The following is a 19,576-nucleotide window of genomic DNA, read 5'->3' as shown; positions in this document are numbered from 1 at the left end:
GCGATGAAAATTTCAGAATTCTCTCGCGGCACTGGGCCGCGCACTTACTTGGTGGGGGCAGTGGTAGGCCGTGGCTCCCCGAAGAGATAGCCCTGACCGAAGTCGATTTTTAGATCGAGCAGATCGCGCAACATGTCCTCGGACTCGATCTTCTCGACGATCAGATCCATGGCACACCGGTCGAGCGCTCCCTTGAAGCGGCTCATGTCGAGCTGGGGGTCGTCGCCCCGGGCCATCTCATGCAGCATGTGCGCCCCAACCTTGATGTATTTGAAGCCGAGATCCGCCAGATGCGGCAAATCGAGATCAAGTGTGCGCACCTGGTCGAGCGAGAAATGGAAACCCAGATCCTGCAGACGCTGCAGATTGACCTGGGTCTCGTAGGTCGGATTGACGATCGCTTCCTGCTCGAACTCGAAAAACAGGTTCGGCGTCAGCTTCTGATTGTCGGCCAGGAACTCGATGAAATCGGTGAAGAAGTCGACATCCGTCAGCGAGCTGTCCGAGATGTTGCAGAAAAAGGCGAGGCCCGGTTGCCCGCGCACGGCCCGGCGTACCAGCTGAATGCACCGGAACAGCAGCATGTTATCGATGACTGCGACCAGTCCGGCCGCCTCAGCGACCGGGATATATTGCTCCGGCATGATGACCCGGCCGCGATCGTCGACGATACGGGAGAAGCATTCGTAGAATTGCCGCTTGCGCTGGGGCAGGTTGACGATCGGCTGCAGATAGAGATCAACCCTGTCTTCCCGGAGCGCCTGCTCCACGATGGTCAGCACCTCGTCATCGTCGATCAGAAGCAGCGGCTCGCTCGCCCCCGACGCAGCGGCGACAATTGGCAGCCCGGTATCTTCTTCTTCCGCTTTCTGTTTCGCGGCGGCTGCCGGTTTCGCCTTTGGTTTGTCAGGCGCCTTTGCCGAAAGCTGCCCCAGCAGCCCCTGCAGAACCTTCAGCTCAGACACCACGTGGCCGCTGTCCGGCATGGCATCTATGGTCTCCCGAATGGCGGAGACTTCCTCGCGCGCGGCATCCAGATCATGCCGGGTGACTGCCAGCTCATGCGCCAGCACCTCAAGCTGACGCTCAGAGGATTCCCGGGAAGCCTTCACCGACATCCCCATATGCACGAGGCTCGCGATGGTAAGCAGGAGCAGCCCTGCCCCCCATCCCGGCAATCCGACGAACGGGATAACCGGCGCCAGCACCGCAATCGCGATGGCAGGAAACAGATAGAAGCTAACGATCAGGACGTGACGCAACTGCGCGGTCCCCTTTCCGGTTCAGGGCGTGGCCCCAGATTCCACGCCAATAGCCTCCGTCACGGAGGAACAACCGTCCCTTTCAAGCAGCGTGCCAAGCTCCTCGGCAATCCGTCTGACGAGACCGGGACCTTTATATATCAAAGCGGTGTAGAGCTGAACGAGAGAGGCACCGGCCTTGATCTTGGTATAGGCAGCCGCTCCCGAATCGATCCCTCCGACTCCGATCAGAGGGAGCTTTCCGCCGGTCAGCCGATAAGTCTTCGCCAGGATTGCGGTCGAAGACTCGAACAACGGCGCTCCGCTGAGCCCACCCGTCTCTCCCTTGCGCGCGCCCTTCAGGCTTGCGGGACGGGCAATGGTGGTGTTTGAGACGATCATCCCGTCGATCTCCTCATCCAGCACAACGCCGATAATCCCCTCAAGCTGCGCATCGTCCAGATCGGGAGCGACTTTCAACAGGATTGCAGGGCTTGTCCCACCTGCGGCCTCCGCCCGCGCGGCCTTGGCGGCCTTCAACAATTCGCGCAACGGCCCTGGCGCCTGCAAATCCCGCAGGCCAGGCGTGTTCGGTGAGGAAACGTTGATCGTGATGTAATCGGCCAACGGCGCTGTCGCCCTGACGCCTGCCGCGTAGTCGCCCTCAGGCGTCTCCACGCCCTTGTTGGCACCGACATTGGCGCCGACGATACCCTGCGTCCGGTCGCGGTGGACGAGCCGGGCCACTCCGGCTTCAAGGCCATTGTTGTTGAAACCGTTGCGGTTGATGACCGCACCATCCTCCGGCAGACGGAACAACCTCGGGCGCGGATTGCCAGGCTGCGGCCGCGGCGTCATGGTGCCGACTTCGACGAAGGCCGCACCAAGCTTAAGAGAGCCGGCAAAAGCTTCCGCATCCTTGTCGAACCCGGCGGCGATACCGACCGGATGCGGGAAGCGAAGGCCGAACAAGGATTGCCCGAGGCGTACATCCGGCACCCAGCCGCCCGTGGACGGGCCAAGCCCGGCGGACAAGGCTCGAACGGTAAGACGGTGTGCGGTCTCTGGATCAAGGCAGCGCAGCAGGGGAAGGGCAAGATCAGCCAGCATACCGGGTCTATTCCGCCTTCATGGCTGGGAAGACGTGCAGACCGTCTTCGCCCAACGGCAAATCAAATTCAGCAGCGACCGTGCTGACCGGCAAAGGCCCGTACAGGTGCGGGAACAACTCCCCGCCACGCGCAGGTTCCCACTTCAAAGCCTCTCCCAGCGCAGCGCTGTCCACCTCCAGCAAAACAAGACCGGACTCACCACTGCGGTGCTTGGCCGCGCTCCCGACGACCTGAACAGCCGTCGAGAAATGCAGAAATCCGTCAGCATTATCCTCGCGAGAGCCTTGGTAGGAGCCGGCGGTCTTGGCACGATCCCAGTCGGCCCGGCGCGAAAGGTGGTAGATCCACCGATATGTTGAATTGTCTGTCATGGCCGGAGCATACCGGCCCGGCCCGGCAAGCTCAATTCCCCGTTAGCCGTCGCCGGCGCTCTCTTCCCGGCGGCGCAAAAAACCCGAGACCAGGACTGCCAATTCGTCTGGACATTCCATCGGCGCAAGATGTCCGCTGTCCAGTTCTGCGCGTTCCGCACCAACTATCGCTTCGGCAAGAAACTCTGAATGCAGCGGCGGTATCATCTGATCCTGACGGCAGCCCACCACCAACACTGGTTGACGGAGCCGCTGAACTTCTTCACGGACATCAATCTTGAGATCCAGCGCAATCTGCCGCGCCATGCCGTCCCAGTTGGAGGTCGACGCAATCATCGCGACGGCCTCCCTCACGCCCTCTTCGCCCATCGCCGCCAAAGCAGCGCTGCTGAATCCGGTCATCATGACCAACCGCGCCATCGCTTCACGGTCCGTCCGGATGAGATGCTCCCACAATCCAAACTGCAATCTGGCGCGCACATCATCGGCCGACTGAAAGCCCGCAAGCAATATCAGGGACTTCACCCGTTCCGGCTGGCGAGCGCCGATCCAGGCCGCAATCAGCGCACCGAGGGAGAACCCCATAAGATGGAAGCGCTCGATTCCTGCGGCATCAACGGCAGCGAGGACCTGCTCCGCGACATAGTCCACACTGAGTTCACGGCCATCATCGGTCGTCTCTCCCGATCCCGAATAATCCGGCCTGACCAAAGTCCAGTTTGTTTGAAGTCGCTCGGTCAGAGCACCCCAATTTGTTTCTGCGTCACCGCCCGTCCCATGGATCAGAACGAGTGCCGGTCCGGAACCATCCACCTTGTAGGAAACGCGAGAGCCTTCGAATGTGGCAAATGCCATCATGTAATCTCCAATGAGTATCAAATCACTGTCAATAACGCTAAACTCTGACAGTGTTGTCAGAGTCAAGGAGCCAATGAATGCGCATCGGCCAGCTATCGAAACTCTCGGGGGTGAGCGTTCGTATGTTGCGATATTACGAGCAGGAAGGGTTGCTCGCCCCACCGCGCAAGGCATCGGGCTATCGCGACTATGACAAGGGTCATCTTGAAACCGTGCGCCGGGTTCGGCAGCTCAACGAAGCCGGTTTGCGTCTCGAGACAATCAGACGCTTTCTGCCATGTGTGAGGGGGGAACGACCCGAATTCGATCCTTGCCCAGATCTGATAGCCGCCCTCGACGGGGAAATCGGGCGTCTCGACGATCAAATCGCCCGTCTTTCCGGTAGCCGGCACATGCTCAATGGATATCTGGAGAGTATGACAGCCGCTGAATAGCATGCGACAGATACCGTCCTCCGAAATCCCAGGATTGTTTCACGCGCTATAGGAACAATTGGATCATTGGCATCGCCAGAGGGGCCGGGCTAATGTGCCAGAAAATTAGGGGCGCGTCCGTTGACCCCGCTATGACCTATTAAATCAATTCTGGAGCATTCCAATGAAGTCGCTGACGTATCTCGATGGCGAATGGCAAGAAGGCAATCCGCCGGTTCTCGGTCCGGCAACTCTCGCGACCTGGCTCGGGTCCGTGATTTTCGATGGCGCCCGCTCTTTCGAAGGAACAGCTCCGGATCTTGACCGGCATTGCCAGCGCGCCTGTGCCTCGGCTGAGAAAATGGGCATGAAGTCCCCGGTCAGCGCCGAAGAAATTGAACGTCTGGCCCGGGAAGGCATCGCCAAGTTCCCGGCCGATACCGCCCTCTATATCAAGCCACTGATGTGGGCAGAGGACGGCTGGATCTATCCGGACCCGGCAACCACGCGCTTCATGCTGCATATCTTCGAATCGCCGCTGCCGGAGCCGAAGGGCTTTTCGGCACATATCTCCAGCCGGCGCCGTGCCGCCCCGGATCAGGCGCCGACCGATGCCAAGGCGGCCTGCCTTTATCCGAATGCAGGCCGCGCCCTGCGCGAAGCGAACGAAGCCGGGTTCGACAATGCCATCATGCTGGATCCGGTGGGCAACGTTGCCGAGTTCGCCACTTCCAACGTCTTCATGGCGAAGGATGGCGTGGTGAGAACGCCGGTGCCGAACGGAACCTTCCTGAACGGCATTACCCGCCAGCGCATCATCAAGCTGTTGCGCGAGGATGGCGTGACCGTTGAGGAAGCGACCGTCACCCCGACGGACCTGCGGGAAGCAGATGAACTCTGGTCCACCGGCAACCATGCCAAGGTCACCCCGGTATCCCGATTCGAAGACAGGGAATTGCAGCCAGGACCGATCGCCGCCCGCTGCCGTGAACTCTATTGGGGGTACGCGAAGAAAAACGCGGCGCTCTAGGGAGCGGCGCACAACAAACAGCGTCAACCCGTGGCAGCTTCGCTGCGGGTTGACGAACGATTGACCGGCCGAAGTTTGTCCAGGTCAGCTTTTTAGAGATCAGCTTTCCGGGCGGAATTTCTCGATCAGAGTGCCGACGCCGCCGACATCCTTGAAGATATCGAGCTTCTCGACCTCGACCTTCACCGCCAGTACGCGGCGATCATCGAAAGCGAGCTCGCAAATCCGTTCCGCGAACCCTTCGACCAGCAGGACGTGGCCCGCTTCGGCGATCATGCGGATACGACCGATGAAAGTCTCGTAACAGAACACGCGGCTGTAATGGCTGCCGATACCGTCTTCCGGATAATCCAGGGTCAGGTCGACCGAGATCTTGACCCGCTGTGGATCCGCCTTTTCGAACTCATGCACGCCAATGAACATATTGAGCACAAGGTCACGGATACGCACCGTGTAGCCTGAACGGGGTTTGGCATTGGGGGCCGCATCGCGGACCACATCCAGCGGCGTCACATTATCGCCAATCAGGTCTCTCGCCACCGGCTCTTCCCTTCGTTTCATCCCGATCCAGCCGCCATGCGTATCGCATTGAGCGCTCCACGAACATCCGAAATCCGTCACGAAACCGCAATTTCCGACAGGACGGCTGGATCAGGGCGATGCAATGTCAGGTTTTGATATCGAAGAAATCGACCGGCTTCATCAGAATGTTCTGCTGTTCCACAAGCCCGCCGAACTCGGCGCTGTGCTTGGTATATGTGAGCCAATCCGGATCGGCCCACATGGCGGCCCGCTTGGCTTCGCGGTCGCCCGCACTCTCGTAAACCCAGATATGGATATACTGGTTAGGGTTACCGGTTTCGGTGACCATATAGGCGAGCGGCTGGCCCAGATGCTTGGTCTGCGGCGCCTTGCCGTACTTCTCGTAAATCTCGAGATGTTTTTTGATGGTACCGGGGCGACAGGTGTAAGTACGCACGTCGAGCAGCATGTAATCCTCCCAAAAATTTAAAGTCCACGCGCAGCATAAGCGTTGCAGGGCACAGCCTCCAGCGCCGAGCTGGAATGAGACGCGAGACGTCGGGGAGACAGTACCGTAAATCTAATCTAGTCGGCGCACCCGCCCATCGACCTTGGTTTTGACGCCACCTCTCTCCTGAACATACTCGATGACCTGACTGGCCATCAGACGTGCCGAACTCGCATCGATGACAATCTCGCCCTTCTCGAACGTTTTGTACCCATCACCGCCTTTTGCAATGAAATCGTTGACTGCAACGACATAGACCTTGCCGAGATCAAGAGGTGTATGCGCGACCTTCACATCCGACACACGGGAGCCCGCAGGCTTCCGGCCGTCATAGGCAAAACTGATGCCTGAAACATGCGGGAAACGCCCCGCCCCCTTCTCCACTTGCGAGACTCCGTTTTCGAGAGCCGCAAGCAGATCCGGACCCTTCAGCCGCATGGTCACCGTCCGGTTGCCGAAGGGCAGTTCCGTCAACACATCTTTCCGGATCAACATGTGGCCCGCCGCATAGCTGGTGTCGCCTCTAATACCGCCACCATTTGTGAGCGCCGCATCAGCCCCTGTCGCCGCCCTCATCGCATCGGCGATCAGGTTGCCGAAGGCGTTTTCCGCCGTACGCACTGAGGCCCGCCTTGTATCCAGCGCGACCTCGGTCACACCGACATCGGCTGCAAGTTCTTGATCCAGTTTGGAGCTATAAGCCGCGACTTTTTCCGCAAGGACAGGGTCCGGCTCAACATCAATCGTATTAATCAGCGAGAAGCTCGGTTGCCAGACCAGTTTCGGCCCGTTCCGGCCCTCGACCCGATCGATGGTAATATCCATGATCCCGACAAAATTGCCCTGGCTCCCGGACTTCAGAATGGCTTGCTTTCCGTCATAGAGCACCAGCACCAGATGGTCGTGCCCCCCGAGCACAATGTCGATACCGGCCACCTGGCGCAGTGTCTCCAGATCTGTCTGATAGACCGCGTGGGTCAGAGCGATGACGAGATCCGCACCATCTTCGCGCAGTTCCGCCGAGATTTCTCTCGCCGTCTCCGCGAGCGGTGCGAAGTCGACATCGGGGCCGGAGCTCGAAAGGCTCGGCGTATCGGCCGTCGTCAGGCCAAGCAACCCGATCTTGTACTCACCCGCCGCAACCATGCGTGAGCGCTCGGCCCCCGGGAAACCGGGTTTGCCCTTGTAAGACACATTGCTTCCAAGCACCGGATATTCAGCTTCCTTGAGACGCTGTATCAGGACGTCCGGGCCGAAGTCGAATTCGTGATTGCCGAGCACGGCCGCATCGAAACCGATGGCGTTTGCCAGGGCCACCATATGGGCCCCCTTGTCAAAGCCGGACAACAGGGAGGGAGAGAGCATGTCGCCGCCGAAAGTTAGCAGCACCTGCCCGCCTTCAGCCTCAACCCGATCGCGCTCGTAGCGCGCAATGCTGGCGATTTTCGCGGCTCCGCCGGCCCCTGCCCTGGCGTCAAGCCGGTCCCAGTCATTCACGTGAACGATCGACAGGCGCAGTGGCTCTGCACTGACTGAGGCTCCGAAAGCCGCGAACAGCGTAAGCAGCAATATCGTATGGAGCGTGGCGCGCATGGCTTCTCTCCGAAAACAAACCTGTCGAAGACTAGCCTGTTTTACGGGAAAATTCACCTATAGTGGTGAAAACCTTAGCTATTCCGCTACGCGGACCGACGCATATCGGCGCGGCGGTTCCGCGGCGTATCCTCGTCAAAGAGGCTGGTCAGCTGATCCATCATGGTGCCGCCGAGTTGCTCGGCATCGACGATTGTCACCGCACGGCGATAGTAGCGCGTTACATCGTGGCCGATGCCGATGGCGACCAGCTCAACCGGGGACTTGTTCTCGATATACTGGATGACCTCGCGCAGATGACGCTCCAGATAGTTCCCCGGATTGACGGAGAGCGTGGAGTCATCAACAGGCGCACCATCCGAAATCACCATCAGGATGCGCCGTTCTTCCGGCCGCCCCAGCAGCCGCTGGTGCGCCCAAAGCAGAGCCTCGCCGTCGATATTTTCCTTCAGGATACCTTCACGCAGCATCAGGCCGAGCGACTTGCGGGCATGGCGCCACGGTGCGTCAGCAGGCTTGTAGACGATATGGCGGAGATCGTTCAGCCGTCCCGGATTCACTGGCTTGCCGCCCTGGATCCAGTTCTCCCGCGACATGCCGCCCTTCCAGGCCTTGGTCGTGAAGCCCAGCACCTCGACCTTCACGCCGCAACGCTCGAGCGTGCGGGCGAGAATGTCGGCACTCATTGCCGCAATAGAGATCGGCCGACCGCGCATGGAGCCGGAATTGTCGATCAGCAGGGTTACGACGGTATCCCGGAAATCCGTGTCTTTCTCGTGCTTGTAGGAGAGCGAGCTGTCCGGCTGCACGACAATACGGGCAAGCCGCGCCGCGTCGAGAATGCCTTCCTCGAGATCGAACTCCCAAGACCGGTTCTGCTTCGCCATCAGCTTGCGCTGCATCCGATTGGCCAGACGCCCGATCATGCCCTGCAGATGGCTGAGCTGCTGATCCAGCAGAGCGCGCAGGCGCGCCAGCTCCTCGGCGTCGCACAGCTCATCCGCCATGACGACTTCGTCATATTCGGTCGTGTAGGCGTGGTAGCTTTTCAGCAGCTTGTTGCCGTCATCGGCATTCTGCATTTGTGGCGGTGTGCCGGGATTGGCCGGCTGCTCGTCGCCCTCGCCGGGCTCGAAGTCACCATCCTCGCTGTCTTCGCCCTCACCGGCCTCGTCGCCGGAATCCATGTCGGACGGGACCATTTCGGACGACGTACTGTCTTCCGCGGTCCCTTGCGTCCCACTGTCGTTCAGCTCGTCGCCTTCACCGCCATCGTCTTCCGCCTCTGAATCGGAATCCGACTCGTCGGTCATACCCTCGTCGCCGATTTCGAGATCGAGATCACTGATCAGTTGGCGGGACAGTTCGGCATAGGCTTCCTGGTCTTCGAGATGGCTGGACAACTCGGAGAGCGTGTCGCCGATCTTGGAATTGACCCAGGGACGCCAGAGATCGACCGCACCCTGGGCGCATTCCGGAGGCGGAGCACCGGTAATCGCCTCACGAGCCATCAGCCGGACCACCTCGGAAAGCGCAACATCGTCTTTGTCGGTAACGCTTTCCAGACCCTGCTTTTGGTAGCGCTGCTCCATTGCCGATTCGAGGTTCCGAGCAACGCCGGACATCCTAATGGCGCCGAGCGCCTCGACCCGGGCCTGCTCAGCCGCATCGAAGATTTCCAGCGCGGCCTGGCCGGACGGCTGGCGGCGGGCATGGGTAGCGGCATCATGGAACCGAAGCTTCAGAGCAAGGCTGTCCGCCTCGCCGCGAACCCGCGCGACATCCTCGGCCGGAAGCCCGCGCGGCGGGGATGGCAGGCGCACCCGGTCCCCCGAGGCACTGGCCTGATCCGCGCCATACGTCACCTCCAGCTCCTTCTCGTGGGCCATAGCCCGCACGCAGGATGCTGTCGCGCGCTTGAAATCCTCAAGCCGGTCGTCGTCCGCCATTGATGCCATCGGGTCCTGTCCGCGCCGCTTTCTCTATTCCGCCGCGCGGATGCTGGTCTCCGGCAGGTCGGCCCCGAAACAACGCTGATAGAATTCGGAAACCGTGGCCCGCTCGACCTCGTCGCACTTGTTGAGGAAGGTCAGACGGAATGCCGTCGCCACATCCTCGAAGATGGTCGCGTTTTCAGCCCAGGTGATCACGGTCCGCGGCGACATCACCGTGGAGATGTCTCCAGCAATGAAACCGGCCCTGGTGAGATCGGCCAGGGAGACCATGTTTGAAATCGTCTCGCGGCCTTCCGGCGTGTCATAGCTCGGCAGTTTCGCCAGAACGATATCCACCTCACGGTCATGCGGCAGGTAGTTCAGCGTGGTGACCACGTTCCAGCGGTCCATCTGACCCTGGTTGATCTGCTGGGTGCCGTGATAGAGCCCGGTGGTATCGCCGAGGCCGACCGTGTTGGCGGTAGCGAAGAGGCGGAAACACTTGTTCGGATGAATAACCTTGTTGGTATCCAGCAAGGTCATCTTGCCGTCGGCTTCCAGTACACGCTGGATCACGAACATCACGTCGGCCCGGCCGGCATCGTACTCGTCGAACACCAGCGCCACACTGTTCTGCAACGCCCAGGGCAGGATACCTTCACGGAACTCGGTGACCTGCTTGCCGTCGCGCAGAACAATCGCGTCCTTGCCGATCAGATCGATCCGGCTGATGTGGCTGTCCAGGTTCACCCGGACACACGGCCAGTTCAGGCGCGCCGCGACCTGCTCGATATGGGTCGATTTACCGGTGCCGTGATAGCCCTGGATCATGACCCGTCGGTTGTGCGCGAAACCGGCCAGAATCGCGAGGGTGGTCTGTTTGTCGAACAGGTAGGTCGGGTCAAGCGTCGGAACGTAATCGCTCGCTACGCTGAAGGCTGGCACCTTCATATCGACATCGATGCCAAAGGTCTCGCGAACCGAGACCTCCGTATCCGGGGCTTCGATATTGTGCGCAGGTTTGCGCTCGTAAACATGTGCTGCCGACATGGCCCTATTCCCAAATGATGTGGGTGACTATCCGGTTCGGGAGGACCCGTAGCGAGGCTCCCATGCCTTCAAGTTAGAAACTTTTTCAAAGTCGTATAGGCCTCGTTGATGATTTTCAACCGTTCTTCGGCCTCTTTGTTCCCGCCATTTGCGTCGGGATGATGTTTTTTCACAAGCTGCTTGTAGCGGGATTTCAGCTCAAGCTCGGTAACCGGCGGAGCCAAACCCATGATCGCGAAAGCTTTTCCCTCCGCCGTCTCGCTGCCCGGGCGCGCGGGACCGGAACCGGACGCAGCCTCCATATCCTCGTCACCATTGAGCGCACCGAACGGGTCTCTGTATTCGCCGGCAACAAACTTACGGTATGCGGCGGCGGTACCCAGCGGCCAGGTCGGCCGGTCCCAGGTGGTTGAGCGCCGGATCTCCTGCTCAAGCTCCTCTGCGGAGGCGCCCTCGTAATAGTTCCAATGTTTGTTGTATTCCCGAACATGATCGAGGCAGAACCAGTAATAGTCGGACAGATCACCACGCCCTTTTGGCGCACGATACTCACCCACGGAAGCGCATCCGGGCGCGTCGCAGCGCCGGAAGCCGGGTTCGGCACCGTAGGTATCGATCTTCAGGGACTCGCTCTGCGCCTTCCGCATACCGTGCGTTCCAAATTGTCGCTAGTCCAGCTCATGCTAGACATCGAAAATGCGGTTCTATTCCCGCCATATAACCAGATAGTCCCCGATGGGGGACACACAGGGAGATAAGTTAATGTCCGTGACTGAGACGATCAAAGTCAAATTAACGTCCGCGTTCGCACCGGAGCATCTCGCAGTTATCGATGACTCGCACAAACATAAGGGCCATGGCGGCTGGCGCGAAGGTGGAGAGACACATTTTAATGTCGAGATCACGTCCGATGCATTCTCGGGAAAATCCCGTGTGGACCGCCAACGCATGGTGCATGAGGTTCTCGCCGCAGAACTGGCGGACCGCGTCCACGCCCTGTCGATCCGGGCCAAAGCACCGCAGGAGTAAACCGCCGAAATAGTTAAAATGCAATCAGTGAGGGATATGAAAATAAACAATCGTTTTTTAGTTGCGCTCGATTTGCATACACTGATACATCAGACTTTAATCTGCCGAAATCCGGCAAGGACAGAACGTTTGCGGATAACACGGTGTCAACTCTCTTAAGCAAGAACGTACTGATCGACGGCCATCGGACCAGCATGCGGCTGGAGCCAGCCATGTGGGAGGCACTCACCCATATCGCGGTCCGGGAAAAACTTACAATTCATCAGATCTGCGGGCTCGTGAACCAGCACAGGATGAACACGTCCCTCACCTCGGCGACGCGAGTCTTCATCCTCGGTTACTTCCGCATTCTTGCCGTCAGCCTAGAGCGGGATACACTTCAGGACCGTGAGCGCTCGATCATGACCAGGGTGTTCCGGCAAACGGAGGAATTCCGCAACACGCCTTCTAATAATCGTTACTCTGGGCCCTTGTAGAACTCAGGCCAGATATCCTTCACGACAGGACTGCTTTCCCCAAATGCGTGACAGGAGTTCAGAAGGGGCGGACGGCTGGTCCGCTTCGGCTCTTCCTCTCCGGCTTCCCGTCTTTTACGCGCACTTTCGCCATAAAGGGTCTGGTAAGCGGTGGTCGCCATCGGCCAGAGCAGTTCGACCAGATGGGTACATCCCTCGGCACCGCCAAGCGCGGACAGCACCTTCTTACGCCAGCCAGGCCCGATCCTGATGCCTTCCAGACGCTGGAAATTCGCCGTAATGTCCGGGCAGATAGCAAATGGACCGGCGTCGGTGATCGCTTCCACCGCGAGAATGTTGAGATCGTCATCAACAGTCAGTCGGATCGACATGTCATGGATCGGCTCTCCGGCCGGAATGCCATCCCTGAAACTGTTCGGAACCTCGTAGGTCTTCACATCCGTGATGTGTCCCTCAATGTCGAGATGACCGTCCTCACGGCGAAAGCCCTCGCATGTGACGCGACGCGTATGGACTTTCCGGCGCGGTACCGGGCTAGACAGGGGCATTGATCTCTCCGGAATGATATTGCTTTGCGGCAAAAATCATTCCGGACCGCGCCGAAGTCAATTCCCGACAATTCCCCAAGCGGGGGAAACCCGGCTCCGGTTCAGGGTAGGCCGGCCATTCCCGAGCCCGAAATGAAGGCCTCGCGCTCCAGAACGGCCTCTTCCAGATCCTCGCGGACAGCAGCATAGATGTCCCGGATCGAGACCATACCGATGATCTTGCTGTCTTCCTCGACGGGCAGGTGCCGGAAGCCGCCTTCCTGCATGCGCTGCAGCGCATCCATCACCGAAGCCTTGGGGCCGATGGTCTCCGGTTTCGGGGTCATGATCTCTGCAATGCGCGTCTCGCCCGGCGCTTTCTCTTCCGCCACGAGTCGGCCTGCGATATCCCGCTCCGAGAGAATTCCGACCAGCTTCTCATCATCAAGGATAAGAAGCGCACCTATCTTGCGTCTTGTCATGAGCTTGGCGGCCGCAAGAACCGTTTCATTGGGGGACAGCGACGAGAGGTCCTGTTTGCTAACCACATCCGGCACGATGAGTCTGGCCATGGCATTCTCCCTAATAGGTTTATATTTATCTGGGGAGATTATACCAAATCACGAGGCATCTGGGACTCGGGTCGTTTCAAGAACTTCATTTTCGGTTTCCGCCGGGGTTACCCGGGAGACCCGCAGCAACGTGATCTGATTGCGATGACGGCGCAAAATCTTGAACCGAAAGCCATAAAAAACGAACTCCTGCGCGACATTCGGGATGGTTCTCGCCTCATGCAGAATCAACCCGGCGATGGTCGATGCTTCATCATCCGGCAAGTTCCAGTCAAACTCACGATTGAGGTCCCGAATCGTAACGGTACCATCGATCACATAAGATCCGTCTGCCTGCGGCCGCACGCCGGCGACCGCAATGTCGTGCTCGTCGCTGATCTCGCCGACGATCTCCTCGATGATATCCTCCAGGGTCACAATGCCTTGGAACGCTCCGTATTCATCGACCACGAGCGCGAAATGCTCGCGCCGGGCGCGAAAGGCCTGCAGCTGGTCGAGCAAGGTGGTGGAGGCAGGAATAAACCAGGGGTCCGATGCAACCTCCCGCATATTGAGCTGCTCCAGCTCTTCCCCGCTCAATCCTTTCACCGCGCGCAGCACTGCTTTGGCGTGGACGACCCCGATAATCTCGTCATGATCTCCCTTGAACAACGGCAGCCGTGTGTAAGGGCTTTTCATAATCTGCGAGATGATATCCTCGACAGTGTCGTCGACATCGAGCATCTCGACCTGTCGCCGATGGGTCATGATCTCCTCAACCCAAACCTCGCTCAGGTCGAGGATCGAACGCAGCATGGCCCGTTCTTCACGGACCTCCTCTTCGTCGACTTCAACCTTGTGTCCGTGCAGTTCGATCAGGCCTCGAAGCTCCTCTTCTTGCTCCGAATGACCGAACTCTTCCGCGATCCGGATACCGAGCATGGACAGAATCAGACGGACAATACCCCTCACAATCTTGGCAATTGGGCTCAGGATAAAGACGATAGCGTTGATAACCGGGGCGACGGCAAGCGCCACCCGATCAGAATTGTTAAGCGCGTAGGTTTTCGGGAGAACTTCGGCGAAGATCACAACCACGACCGTCATGACGAGCGTCGCGTAGACAACTCCATGCTCACCAAAAAACCGCAGGAACACCGTTGTCGCCAACACGGATCCCAGGATGTTGGTGATGTTGTTCCCGATCAGGATCGCACCGATCATGGTCTCGCTGTGCTCGCGCAGCGCGAGAACGCGGGATGCCCGTTGGTCCCCTTTACGGTCTAGCTGGTGCATCCGGGCATATGAAGACCCTGTGAGGCCCGTTTCCGACCCGGAGAAAAACGCAGAAAATACAATCAGCAGCAAAATGCCCCCGATCGTCAGCAACAGTTCAGCGTCCATCAGATCCACGAAATTTTCTTCCATCAGACGCCGGCCGCGGCCGAGAGGTCTTCTTCCAGCATGGTGCGCACGGCATCCGGCGTAACATCATCGCTGGTGAAAGCCTCGCCAATTCCCCGCGCGAGAACGAACCGGATGGTTCCATCACGCGCTTTCTTGTCCCGGCGCATGGACGCAAGCAGCGCCTCGGCGCTCCAGCGCGCCGCGCCCGGAATATCCGCCACACGTGTCATCAGCCCCATGGCCCCGAGATGAGCCCGTGCCCGCTCCGTATCCTGGCCGGCGCAAAGGCCGAGACGGCGCGACAGCTCCAATGCCTGGATCATGCCGATCGATACGGCCTCGCCATGCAGCAACGTACCATCAAACCCGGCCGCCGCCTCGAGCGCGTGACCGAAGGTATGACCGAGATTCAGGAGCTCCCGCAATCCGGCTTCCCTCTCGTCTGCGGCCACCACTGCGGCTTTTGCTTTGCAGCTTTCGACAACTGCGGAGATTCGCGCCGTCTCGTCACCGGCAATAAGGGCCGCGCCATGCTGCTCAAGCCACTCAAAGAAGGCAGCGTCACGAATCAAGCCGTATTTGACGACCTCCGCGTAGCCAGCCAGCACTTCGCGCTTCGAAAGAGTATCGAGTGTTCCAGTATCCGCCAGCACCAGCCTCGGCTGATGAAACGCACCGACCAGATTTTTGCCCTGCGGCGTGTTGATGCCGGTCTTGCCGCCGACCGAACTGTCGACCTGAGCCAACAGCGAGGTGGGGATCTGAATGAAATCGAGACCACGCATCACGGACGCAGCGCAGTAACCGGCAAGGTCACCGACCACCCCGCCGCCGAGCGCGACCACGGCCGTCCGGCGATCGACGCCGTCTTCCAGCATACGGCAACAGACATGCTCGAAATCGGCAAAGCTCTTTGATGATTCGCCTGGCGGAACCGCGATGGTCGTTACCGTGATACCTACCGCGCCCAGCGACCGTTTAAGCGGATCGAGCCAGTACCCCGAAACCGTCGAATCGGTAATGACGAAGACCTTGTTTCCCCGGATCAGAGGCTTGATCTCTTCGCCAGCATTTTCGATCAGCCCGGGCCCGACACGAATATCGTAACTGCGTTCTCCGAGGCCAACGGGAACCGTCTGGGTCGTCGTCATCGTAATTCCTGTTTCAAAACATAGGTTCCGTGATGCCGCTCATCCGGCGGGAACGGCTTTGTGCGCGTCGTCGAAATAATCCATGAGAACGTCGTAAGCCTGATCGACCGTTGCATCGAGCGGCCCTCTGCGCGATTCGATCCAAAGATCGGCTTCCTCATAAACGGGATAACGCTCTTCCATCAATTTCGCGAGCACCGCCTTGGGGTCTTTCTGCGCCAGAAGGGGACGGCCCTGACGACGGCTGACACGCTCGTAAAGCACGTCGATATCGGCCTTGAGCCAAAGAGAAACTGCGTTCTCGGAAATTGCGGTACGGGTCTCCTCCGCCATGAAGGCACCACCACCGGTCGCCAAAACGACGGGCGGTCCGCTCAGGATGCGCTGAATCACCCGTTGCTCGCCGCGACGGAACTCAAGCTCGCCGAAACGCTCAAAAAATTCGCTGATCGTGCAGCCTGCCGCGTCTTCAATCTCCCGGTCGGCATCGACAAAATGCATGTCGAGTCGCTGCGCCAGACGGCGCCCGACACTGCTCTTACCGGCCCCCATAAGGCCGACGAGAACGATGCTTTTCAGTTGGGACTGTGGCGTATCCGCCAGATCAGAGTGATTCACCATGGGAAGCAGGTTCTGGCTCCGGACGAGACGCGAATAGCGTTTCCAGTCAAATCCGGCACCTCTCCTTTCCTCTCCCTCGTTGAACTCACCGGATGCGGTCGGTATGCTGCCGCAAACGCGTCATAATCTGCCGCTAGCATAACTTTCCCAATATGGCGTTGCAAACGCATTGGGGACGTTGCGCGCGGGTCGGCCGGACCGGTGTCGCGTGAAACCGTAATTCATGGGTCCGCAGCATGAAATTGACGTTCTGGGTCGTTATCGTCATAGCATTGTTATTTGGCGGCGGCTTCGCATTCCTGTCCACGTGGGACATCCCGGCTCCGACCAGCCAGATCGAACAGGTCCTCCCGAATGATAAATTCCCCCGCTAGTAGCCGAATTTGGCACCGGCGTGCTGGTTTTTGTGTGCTGATGCTGGCTCTGTCCCTGCCATTCTCCGCAGGGAATGCGCTGGCACAGGGCGCGCCCAAGCCATTGCTGCCATCTCTTGGTGCGCCGAAACCGCTGCTCCCGCCAGCCTCGGATTCAAATTCTCCTGCCAGCGCCGTTCAGACCGCCCCCAGTCCATCGGCTGACAGCGGCACAACGAACGCCAAGGATGGTATCTCCGTCAATTCGCTGGACACAGTTTCCGGAGAGTCGGTTGGCACCATAGGCAGAGACGAGTCGGCCCTGCCGGCCTCCATGTGGGACGGCACCCCCCGCAGCGCCATTCAGCGCATGCTGGCGTTGGTTGGCGAAGCACCGGCGACCGCTGCCTTGCGTGACCTGATGTTGCGCATTCTGCTCAGCCCAGCCGCCGTACCCCAAGCAACCGATCCAACTGACCAGACAAGCGTCGTCAACGCCCGCATCGACGCCCTTGAACGTCTGGGGGCCTGGCCGGACTACATCCGGCTTCTCGACATTGCTCCGGCTGGCAACGATGAGACGGCATTGCCTCCGGCGATGCGCGCCCGGCTCAAGACAGATGCAGGCTTCCTGACCGGAGATACCGGCACAAGCTGCACCATTGCCCGCGAGGCCATGCTGGCACTGCCGGAAGACCGTTACTGGCAGAAGGCGGGCGCCTTTTGTCAGGCCCTTGACGACGAATGGGAAAGCGTCGAATTCAACCTCCGCCTGATGCTGGAACTCGGCGATCAGGACGCACGCTATTTCGAGCTTATGCGCGCCGTCAGCGGCACCATATCCAACCTTCCGCAAATGCCGGAAGCGGCGCAGCTCAGGCCGCTCGACATCGCCATGATGCGGGTTGCCGGTGTCGCGCCGGCCATGCCGGACCCCGGTGCTGTCCCACCGTCATTGATCCCCGTCCTGACCTCGTTCAAGGCCTTGCGTTTCGAGGACCGGCTGCGTCTTGCCGAACGCGGAGAGAGACTTGGCCTGGTTGACCGGAGTGAGCTGATCGCACTCTACGAGTTGGTCGATATCGACCCGTCGCAGATGCAGAACGCACTCACCGCCGCCGCTGCCGATCCAAGCGCAAACGGCCGCGCCCTGCTTTTTCGGGCGATTGCCAGCCAGACCCTGCCGCTGGCCCGTGCCCAAGCCATCCAGCAGGCCCTAAATCTTGGCCGGAACGAGGGCCGTTACGGCGCCACGGCCCGTCTTTATGCCCCTCTGATCCAGGAAATCCCGACAACCTCTCCCTATGCCTGGTTCGCCGCCGATGCGGCATCCGTCTTCATCGCCGCTGGCATGAGCGAAGCCGCTGCACCATGGATGGAAATGGCCGCCCGCGAGGCGCGCATGGGACCGGAACAGGCAACCGCTTGGCGAGATGCAGTTATCATGTCCCGCCTTTCCGCCGGTGAGGATGTCCCGCTTGAGAAAAATTTTCTTCGAGAATGGTGGCGCGGCGTCCGAAACATCGCCCCGGAAAACGCCCCGGCACGCGCGACATTGTTGTTCGGGTTGCTTGAAGCAACCGGCGCCGAGACGCCCGGCACGGTCTGGCGCGGTCTGATCGACCAGGCAGCACCAAAGGACACCAAATCACCGCCCCCTGCCCTGCTGTGGGCCCGCCGTGACGCAGCCGCGAATGGCCGCCTCGGAGAGGGTGCCTTGCTGACCGTGCTTTCGCTCTCCGGCGCTGAGTTAATGGAGTACGATACCGGAACGCTCACAGAGAGCGTTCGGGCACTCTCGGAGCTCGGACTGGACCAAGACGCCTACCGGCTCTCCCTGGACATCTATCTGGCCGCGTCCAGCGTGTCGGCCCAAGCAACCGCGGGAGAGTGAGCAGATGAGCCCGGATAGCGGGGCCATCGAACGCTTTCTTGAAATGCTGATTGCCGAGCGCGGTGCGTCAGGCAATACGGTCGACGCCTACAAACGCGACCTGCGGGACTTCGCCGGCAGTCTGGTGAAGCGCAAGCAATCGATCAGCAGTGCCTCAAGCGATGACATCCGGGCATATCTTGACCTGCTGGAGCAATCCGGCATGGCACCGCGCACAGCTGCTCGACGGCTCTCCGCGATCCGGCAATTCTATCGCTTCCTCTATGGCGAAGGGGACCGAAGTGACGATCCCTCCACCGCCATCGACAGTCCGCGCCAAGGACGTCCGCTGCCGAAAATCCTGAGCGAAACGGAAGTGGACCTGTTGCTCACCACTGCCCGCAACAAGGACGGCACCGATGGACTGCGCCTGACCTGCCTGCTCGAAATCCTTTATGCCAGCGGCCTCCGGGTCTCAGAACTCGTCGCGCTCCCGCTTGCGTCCGTCGCGCGCGACCCTCGTGTGTTGATCGTACGCGGCAAAGGCGGCAAGGAGCGCATGGTGCCCCTGACCGATGCCGCCCGGGACGCCATCATTGCCTACAAAGAAGCACGCAGCAGCTACCTGCCCGAAGGCGCGACCTCCGCATTTCTTTTCCCGTCCCGGAGTAGCGAAGGCCACCTTACCCGCAGGCGCATGGGGCAGCTTCTGAAAGAGCTCGCCATCGCGTGCGGGTTAAGTCCCGCTACTGTTTCGCCGCACGTTCTGAGACATGCTTTTGCGACTCACCTTCTGGATCACGGCGCGGACCTCCGCAGCGTCCAGCAGATGCTCGGGCACGCGGACATCTCGACCACCCAGATTTATACCCACGTGCTCACGGAGCGACTGAAAGCGCTGGTGAGCGAGCATCATCCCCTGGCTAAACCCGACGGCAGAACCTGACCCGCCGAGG

At 59.9% G+C, this 19,576-nt stretch carries 21 protein-coding genes; 6 read left to right on the top strand and 15 right to left on the bottom strand.

The genetic code is table 11. The features are described 5' to 3' along the window. Positions 1-44 precede the first annotated feature (44 nt). Genes ABJ076_RS06180 through ABJ076_RS06165 form a run of 4 tightly spaced genes read right to left on the bottom strand, consistent with a single transcriptional unit; the run spans position 45 to position 3,579 of the window. Positions 45-1,262: an EAL domain-containing protein gene (locus ABJ076_RS06180; RefSeq protein ID WP_348188636.1), complete on the bottom strand. Its 1,218-nt coding sequence runs from the start codon at positions 1,260-1,262 to the stop codon at positions 45-47. Positions 1,263-1,283: 21 nt separating this feature from the next. Beyond that, a complete protein-coding gene (locus ABJ076_RS06175; protein ID WP_348188671.1) occupies positions 1,284-2,348 on the bottom strand; it encodes a quinone-dependent dihydroorotate dehydrogenase in 1,065 nt (354 codons plus the stop codon). A gap of 10 nt (positions 2,349-2,358) precedes the next feature. Next, positions 2,359-2,724 (bottom strand): DUF952 domain-containing protein, encoded by a 366-nt coding sequence (locus tag ABJ076_RS06170; RefSeq protein ID WP_348188634.1) that lies wholly within the window; start codon positions 2,722-2,724, stop codon positions 2,359-2,361. A 42-nt stretch (positions 2,725-2,766) separates the two neighbouring features. Continuing rightward, positions 2,767-3,579 (bottom strand): alpha/beta hydrolase, encoded by an 813-nt coding sequence (locus ABJ076_RS06165; protein WP_348199317.1) that lies wholly within the window; start codon positions 3,577-3,579, stop codon positions 2,767-2,769. An 80-nt stretch (positions 3,580-3,659) separates the two neighbouring features. On the opposite strand from ABJ076_RS06165, the gene ABJ076_RS06160 reads away from it, so the two are divergent. Together ABJ076_RS06160 and ABJ076_RS06155 are read left to right on the top strand one after the other, a co-directional pair. Continuing rightward, positions 3,660-4,016, top strand: a complete 357-nt coding sequence (locus tag ABJ076_RS06160) for a MerR family transcriptional regulator (protein WP_348188630.1) — start codon at positions 3,660-3,662, stop codon at positions 4,014-4,016. Positions 4,017-4,179: 163 nt separating this feature from the next. Continuing rightward, positions 4,180-5,025 carry a branched-chain amino acid aminotransferase gene (locus ABJ076_RS06155; RefSeq protein WP_348188628.1) on the top strand — a complete coding sequence of 282 codons (846 nt, stop codon included), beginning with the start codon at positions 4,180-4,182 and terminating at the stop codon, positions 5,023-5,025. A gap of 99 nt (positions 5,026-5,124) precedes the next feature. Here ABJ076_RS06155 and ABJ076_RS06150 read toward each other — a convergent pair whose 3' ends face one another. The 6 genes from ABJ076_RS06150 to ABJ076_RS06125 all read right to left on the bottom strand — a co-directional run bounded on the left by ABJ076_RS06150 (position 5,125) and on the right by ABJ076_RS06125 (position 11,279). After that, entirely contained in the window at positions 5,125-5,586 is a 462-nt protein-coding gene (locus ABJ076_RS06150) for a dihydroneopterin aldolase (RefSeq protein WP_348188626.1), read from the bottom strand. A gap of 106 nt (positions 5,587-5,692) precedes the next feature. Then, the gene (locus ABJ076_RS06145) at positions 5,693-6,016 is read right to left on the bottom strand and encodes an NIPSNAP family protein (RefSeq protein ID WP_348188624.1); all 324 of its coding nucleotides are present in this window, start codon (positions 6,014-6,016) and stop codon (positions 5,693-5,695) included. Positions 6,017-6,127: 111 nt separating this feature from the next. Continuing rightward, complete coding sequence (locus tag ABJ076_RS06140) at positions 6,128-7,648, bottom strand: 5'-nucleotidase C-terminal domain-containing protein (RefSeq protein ID WP_348188622.1); 1,521 nt, start codon at positions 7,646-7,648, stop codon at positions 6,128-6,130. Positions 7,649-7,734: 86 nt separating this feature from the next. Next, positions 7,735-9,606, bottom strand: coding sequence for a cobaltochelatase subunit CobT (cobT, locus tag ABJ076_RS06135; RefSeq protein WP_348188620.1), 1,872 nt, complete (start codon positions 9,604-9,606; stop codon positions 7,735-7,737). Positions 9,607-9,630: 24 nt separating this feature from the next. Beyond that, positions 9,631-10,632: a cobaltochelatase subunit CobS gene (gene cobS, locus ABJ076_RS06130; RefSeq protein ID WP_348188618.1), complete on the bottom strand. Its 1,002-nt coding sequence runs from the start codon at positions 10,630-10,632 to the stop codon at positions 9,631-9,633. 68 nt (positions 10,633-10,700) lie between these two features. Beyond that, the gene (locus tag ABJ076_RS06125; protein ID WP_348188616.1) at positions 10,701-11,279 is read right to left on the bottom strand and encodes a J domain-containing protein; all 579 of its coding nucleotides are present in this window, start codon (positions 11,277-11,279) and stop codon (positions 10,701-10,703) included. Between the two features lie 115 nt (positions 11,280-11,394). On the opposite strand from ABJ076_RS06125, the gene ABJ076_RS06120 reads away from it, so the two are divergent. Then, a complete protein-coding gene (locus ABJ076_RS06120; RefSeq protein WP_348188614.1) occupies positions 11,395-11,661 on the top strand; it encodes a BolA family protein in 267 nt (88 codons plus the stop codon). Positions 11,662-11,804: 143 nt separating this feature from the next. Beyond that, entirely contained in the window at positions 11,805-12,137 is a 333-nt protein-coding gene (locus ABJ076_RS06115; protein ID WP_348188612.1) for a ribbon-helix-helix domain-containing protein, read from the top strand. Here ABJ076_RS06115 and ABJ076_RS06110 read toward each other — a convergent pair. The 5 genes from ABJ076_RS06110 to ABJ076_RS06090 all read right to left on the bottom strand — a co-directional run bounded on the left by ABJ076_RS06110 (position 12,119) and on the right by ABJ076_RS06090 (position 16,394). Further along, the gene (locus ABJ076_RS06110) at positions 12,119-12,685 is read right to left on the bottom strand and encodes a DUF2889 domain-containing protein (RefSeq protein WP_348188610.1); all 567 of its coding nucleotides are present in this window, start codon (positions 12,683-12,685) and stop codon (positions 12,119-12,121) included. The genes ABJ076_RS06115 and ABJ076_RS06110 overlap by 19 nt on opposite strands. Positions 12,686-12,786: 101 nt before the next feature. Next, positions 12,787-13,236: a CBS domain-containing protein gene (locus ABJ076_RS06105; RefSeq protein WP_348188608.1), complete on the bottom strand. Its 450-nt coding sequence runs from the start codon at positions 13,234-13,236 to the stop codon at positions 12,787-12,789. 48 nt (positions 13,237-13,284) lie between these two features. Further along, on the bottom strand, positions 13,285-14,643 hold the full coding sequence (locus tag ABJ076_RS06100; RefSeq protein WP_348188606.1) for an HlyC/CorC family transporter: 1,359 nt from the start codon (positions 14,641-14,643) through the stop codon (positions 13,285-13,287). Next, positions 14,643-15,773: a 3-dehydroquinate synthase gene (gene aroB / locus ABJ076_RS06095; RefSeq protein ID WP_348188604.1), complete on the bottom strand. Its 1,131-nt coding sequence runs from the start codon at positions 15,771-15,773 to the stop codon at positions 14,643-14,645. The genes ABJ076_RS06100 and aroB overlap by 1 nt, the downstream gene beginning before the upstream one ends. A gap of 39 nt (positions 15,774-15,812) precedes the next feature. Beyond that, positions 15,813-16,394 (bottom strand): shikimate kinase, encoded by a 582-nt coding sequence (locus ABJ076_RS06090; RefSeq protein ID WP_348188602.1) that lies wholly within the window; start codon positions 16,392-16,394, stop codon positions 15,813-15,815. Positions 16,395-16,808: 414 nt separating this feature from the next. On the opposite strand from ABJ076_RS06090, the gene ABJ076_RS06085 reads away from it, so the two are divergent. Continuing rightward, a complete protein-coding gene (locus ABJ076_RS06085; RefSeq protein ID WP_348199316.1) occupies positions 16,809-18,641 on the top strand; it encodes a hypothetical protein in 1,833 nt (610 codons plus the stop codon). A 4-nt stretch (positions 18,642-18,645) separates the two neighbouring features. Continuing rightward, a complete protein-coding gene (gene xerD, locus ABJ076_RS06080) occupies positions 18,646-19,566 on the top strand; it encodes a site-specific tyrosine recombinase XerD (RefSeq protein ID WP_348188598.1) in 921 nt (306 codons plus the stop codon). The last annotated feature ends 10 nt before the right edge of the window (positions 19,567-19,576 follow it).

The organism is Nisaea sp., assembly GCF_039990255.1.
Lineage (GTDB): Bacteria > Pseudomonadota > Alphaproteobacteria > Thalassobaculales > Thalassobaculaceae > Nisaea.
This window is presented reverse-complemented; position numbering and strand designations above follow the sequence as displayed.

What these genes read in the sequence shown, in the direction of transcription:
- ABJ076_RS06170 (WP_348188634.1), bottom strand. Translation starts at nt 2,724, where the DNA reads ATGACAGACAATTCAACATATCGGTGGATCTACCACCTTTCGCGCCGG.
- ABJ076_RS06160 (WP_348188630.1), top strand. Translation starts at nt 3,660, where the DNA reads ATGCGCATCGGCCAGCTATCGAAACTCTCGGGGGTGAGCGTTCGTATG.
- cobS (WP_348188618.1), bottom strand. Translation starts at nt 10,632, where the DNA reads ATGTCGGCAGCACATGTTTACGAGCGCAAACCTGCGCACAATATCGAA.
- ABJ076_RS06110 (WP_348188610.1), bottom strand. Translation starts at nt 12,685, where the DNA reads ATGCCCCTGTCTAGCCCGGTACCGCGCCGGAAAGTCCATACGCGTCGC.
- ABJ076_RS06125 (WP_348188616.1), bottom strand. Translation starts at nt 11,279, where the DNA reads ATGCGGAAGGCGCAGAGCGAGTCCCTGAAGATCGATACCTACGGTGCC.
- xerD (WP_348188598.1), top strand. Translation starts at nt 18,646, where the DNA reads ATGAGCCCGGATAGCGGGGCCATCGAACGCTTTCTTGAAATGCTGATT.
- ABJ076_RS06155 (WP_348188628.1), top strand. Translation starts at nt 4,180, where the DNA reads ATGAAGTCGCTGACGTATCTCGATGGCGAATGGCAAGAAGGCAATCCG.
- cobT (WP_348188620.1), bottom strand. Translation starts at nt 9,606, where the DNA reads ATGGCATCAATGGCGGACGACGACCGGCTTGAGGATTTCAAGCGCGCG.
- ABJ076_RS06100 (WP_348188606.1), bottom strand. Translation starts at nt 14,643, where the DNA reads ATGGAAGAAAATTTCGTGGATCTGATGGACGCTGAACTGTTGCTGACG.
- ABJ076_RS06085 (WP_348199316.1), top strand. Translation starts at nt 16,809, where the DNA reads ATGCTGGCTCTGTCCCTGCCATTCTCCGCAGGGAATGCGCTGGCACAG.
- aroB (WP_348188604.1), bottom strand. Translation starts at nt 15,773, where the DNA reads ATGACGACGACCCAGACGGTTCCCGTTGGCCTCGGAGAACGCAGTTAC.
- ABJ076_RS06165 (WP_348199317.1), bottom strand. Translation starts at nt 3,579, where the DNA reads ATGGCATTTGCCACATTCGAAGGCTCTCGCGTTTCCTACAAGGTGGAT.
- ABJ076_RS06105 (WP_348188608.1), bottom strand. Translation starts at nt 13,236, where the DNA reads ATGGCCAGACTCATCGTGCCGGATGTGGTTAGCAAACAGGACCTCTCG.
- ABJ076_RS06145 (WP_348188624.1), bottom strand. Translation starts at nt 6,016, where the DNA reads ATGCTGCTCGACGTGCGTACTTACACCTGTCGCCCCGGTACCATCAAA.
- ABJ076_RS06120 (WP_348188614.1), top strand. Translation starts at nt 11,395, where the DNA reads ATGTCCGTGACTGAGACGATCAAAGTCAAATTAACGTCCGCGTTCGCA.
- ABJ076_RS06090 (WP_348188602.1), bottom strand. Translation starts at nt 16,394, where the DNA reads ATGGTGAATCACTCTGATCTGGCGGATACGCCACAGTCCCAACTGAAA.
- ABJ076_RS06140 (WP_348188622.1), bottom strand. Translation starts at nt 7,648, where the DNA reads ATGCGCGCCACGCTCCATACGATATTGCTGCTTACGCTGTTCGCGGCT.
- ABJ076_RS06150 (WP_348188626.1), bottom strand. Translation starts at nt 5,586, where the DNA reads ATGAAACGAAGGGAAGAGCCGGTGGCGAGAGACCTGATTGGCGATAAT.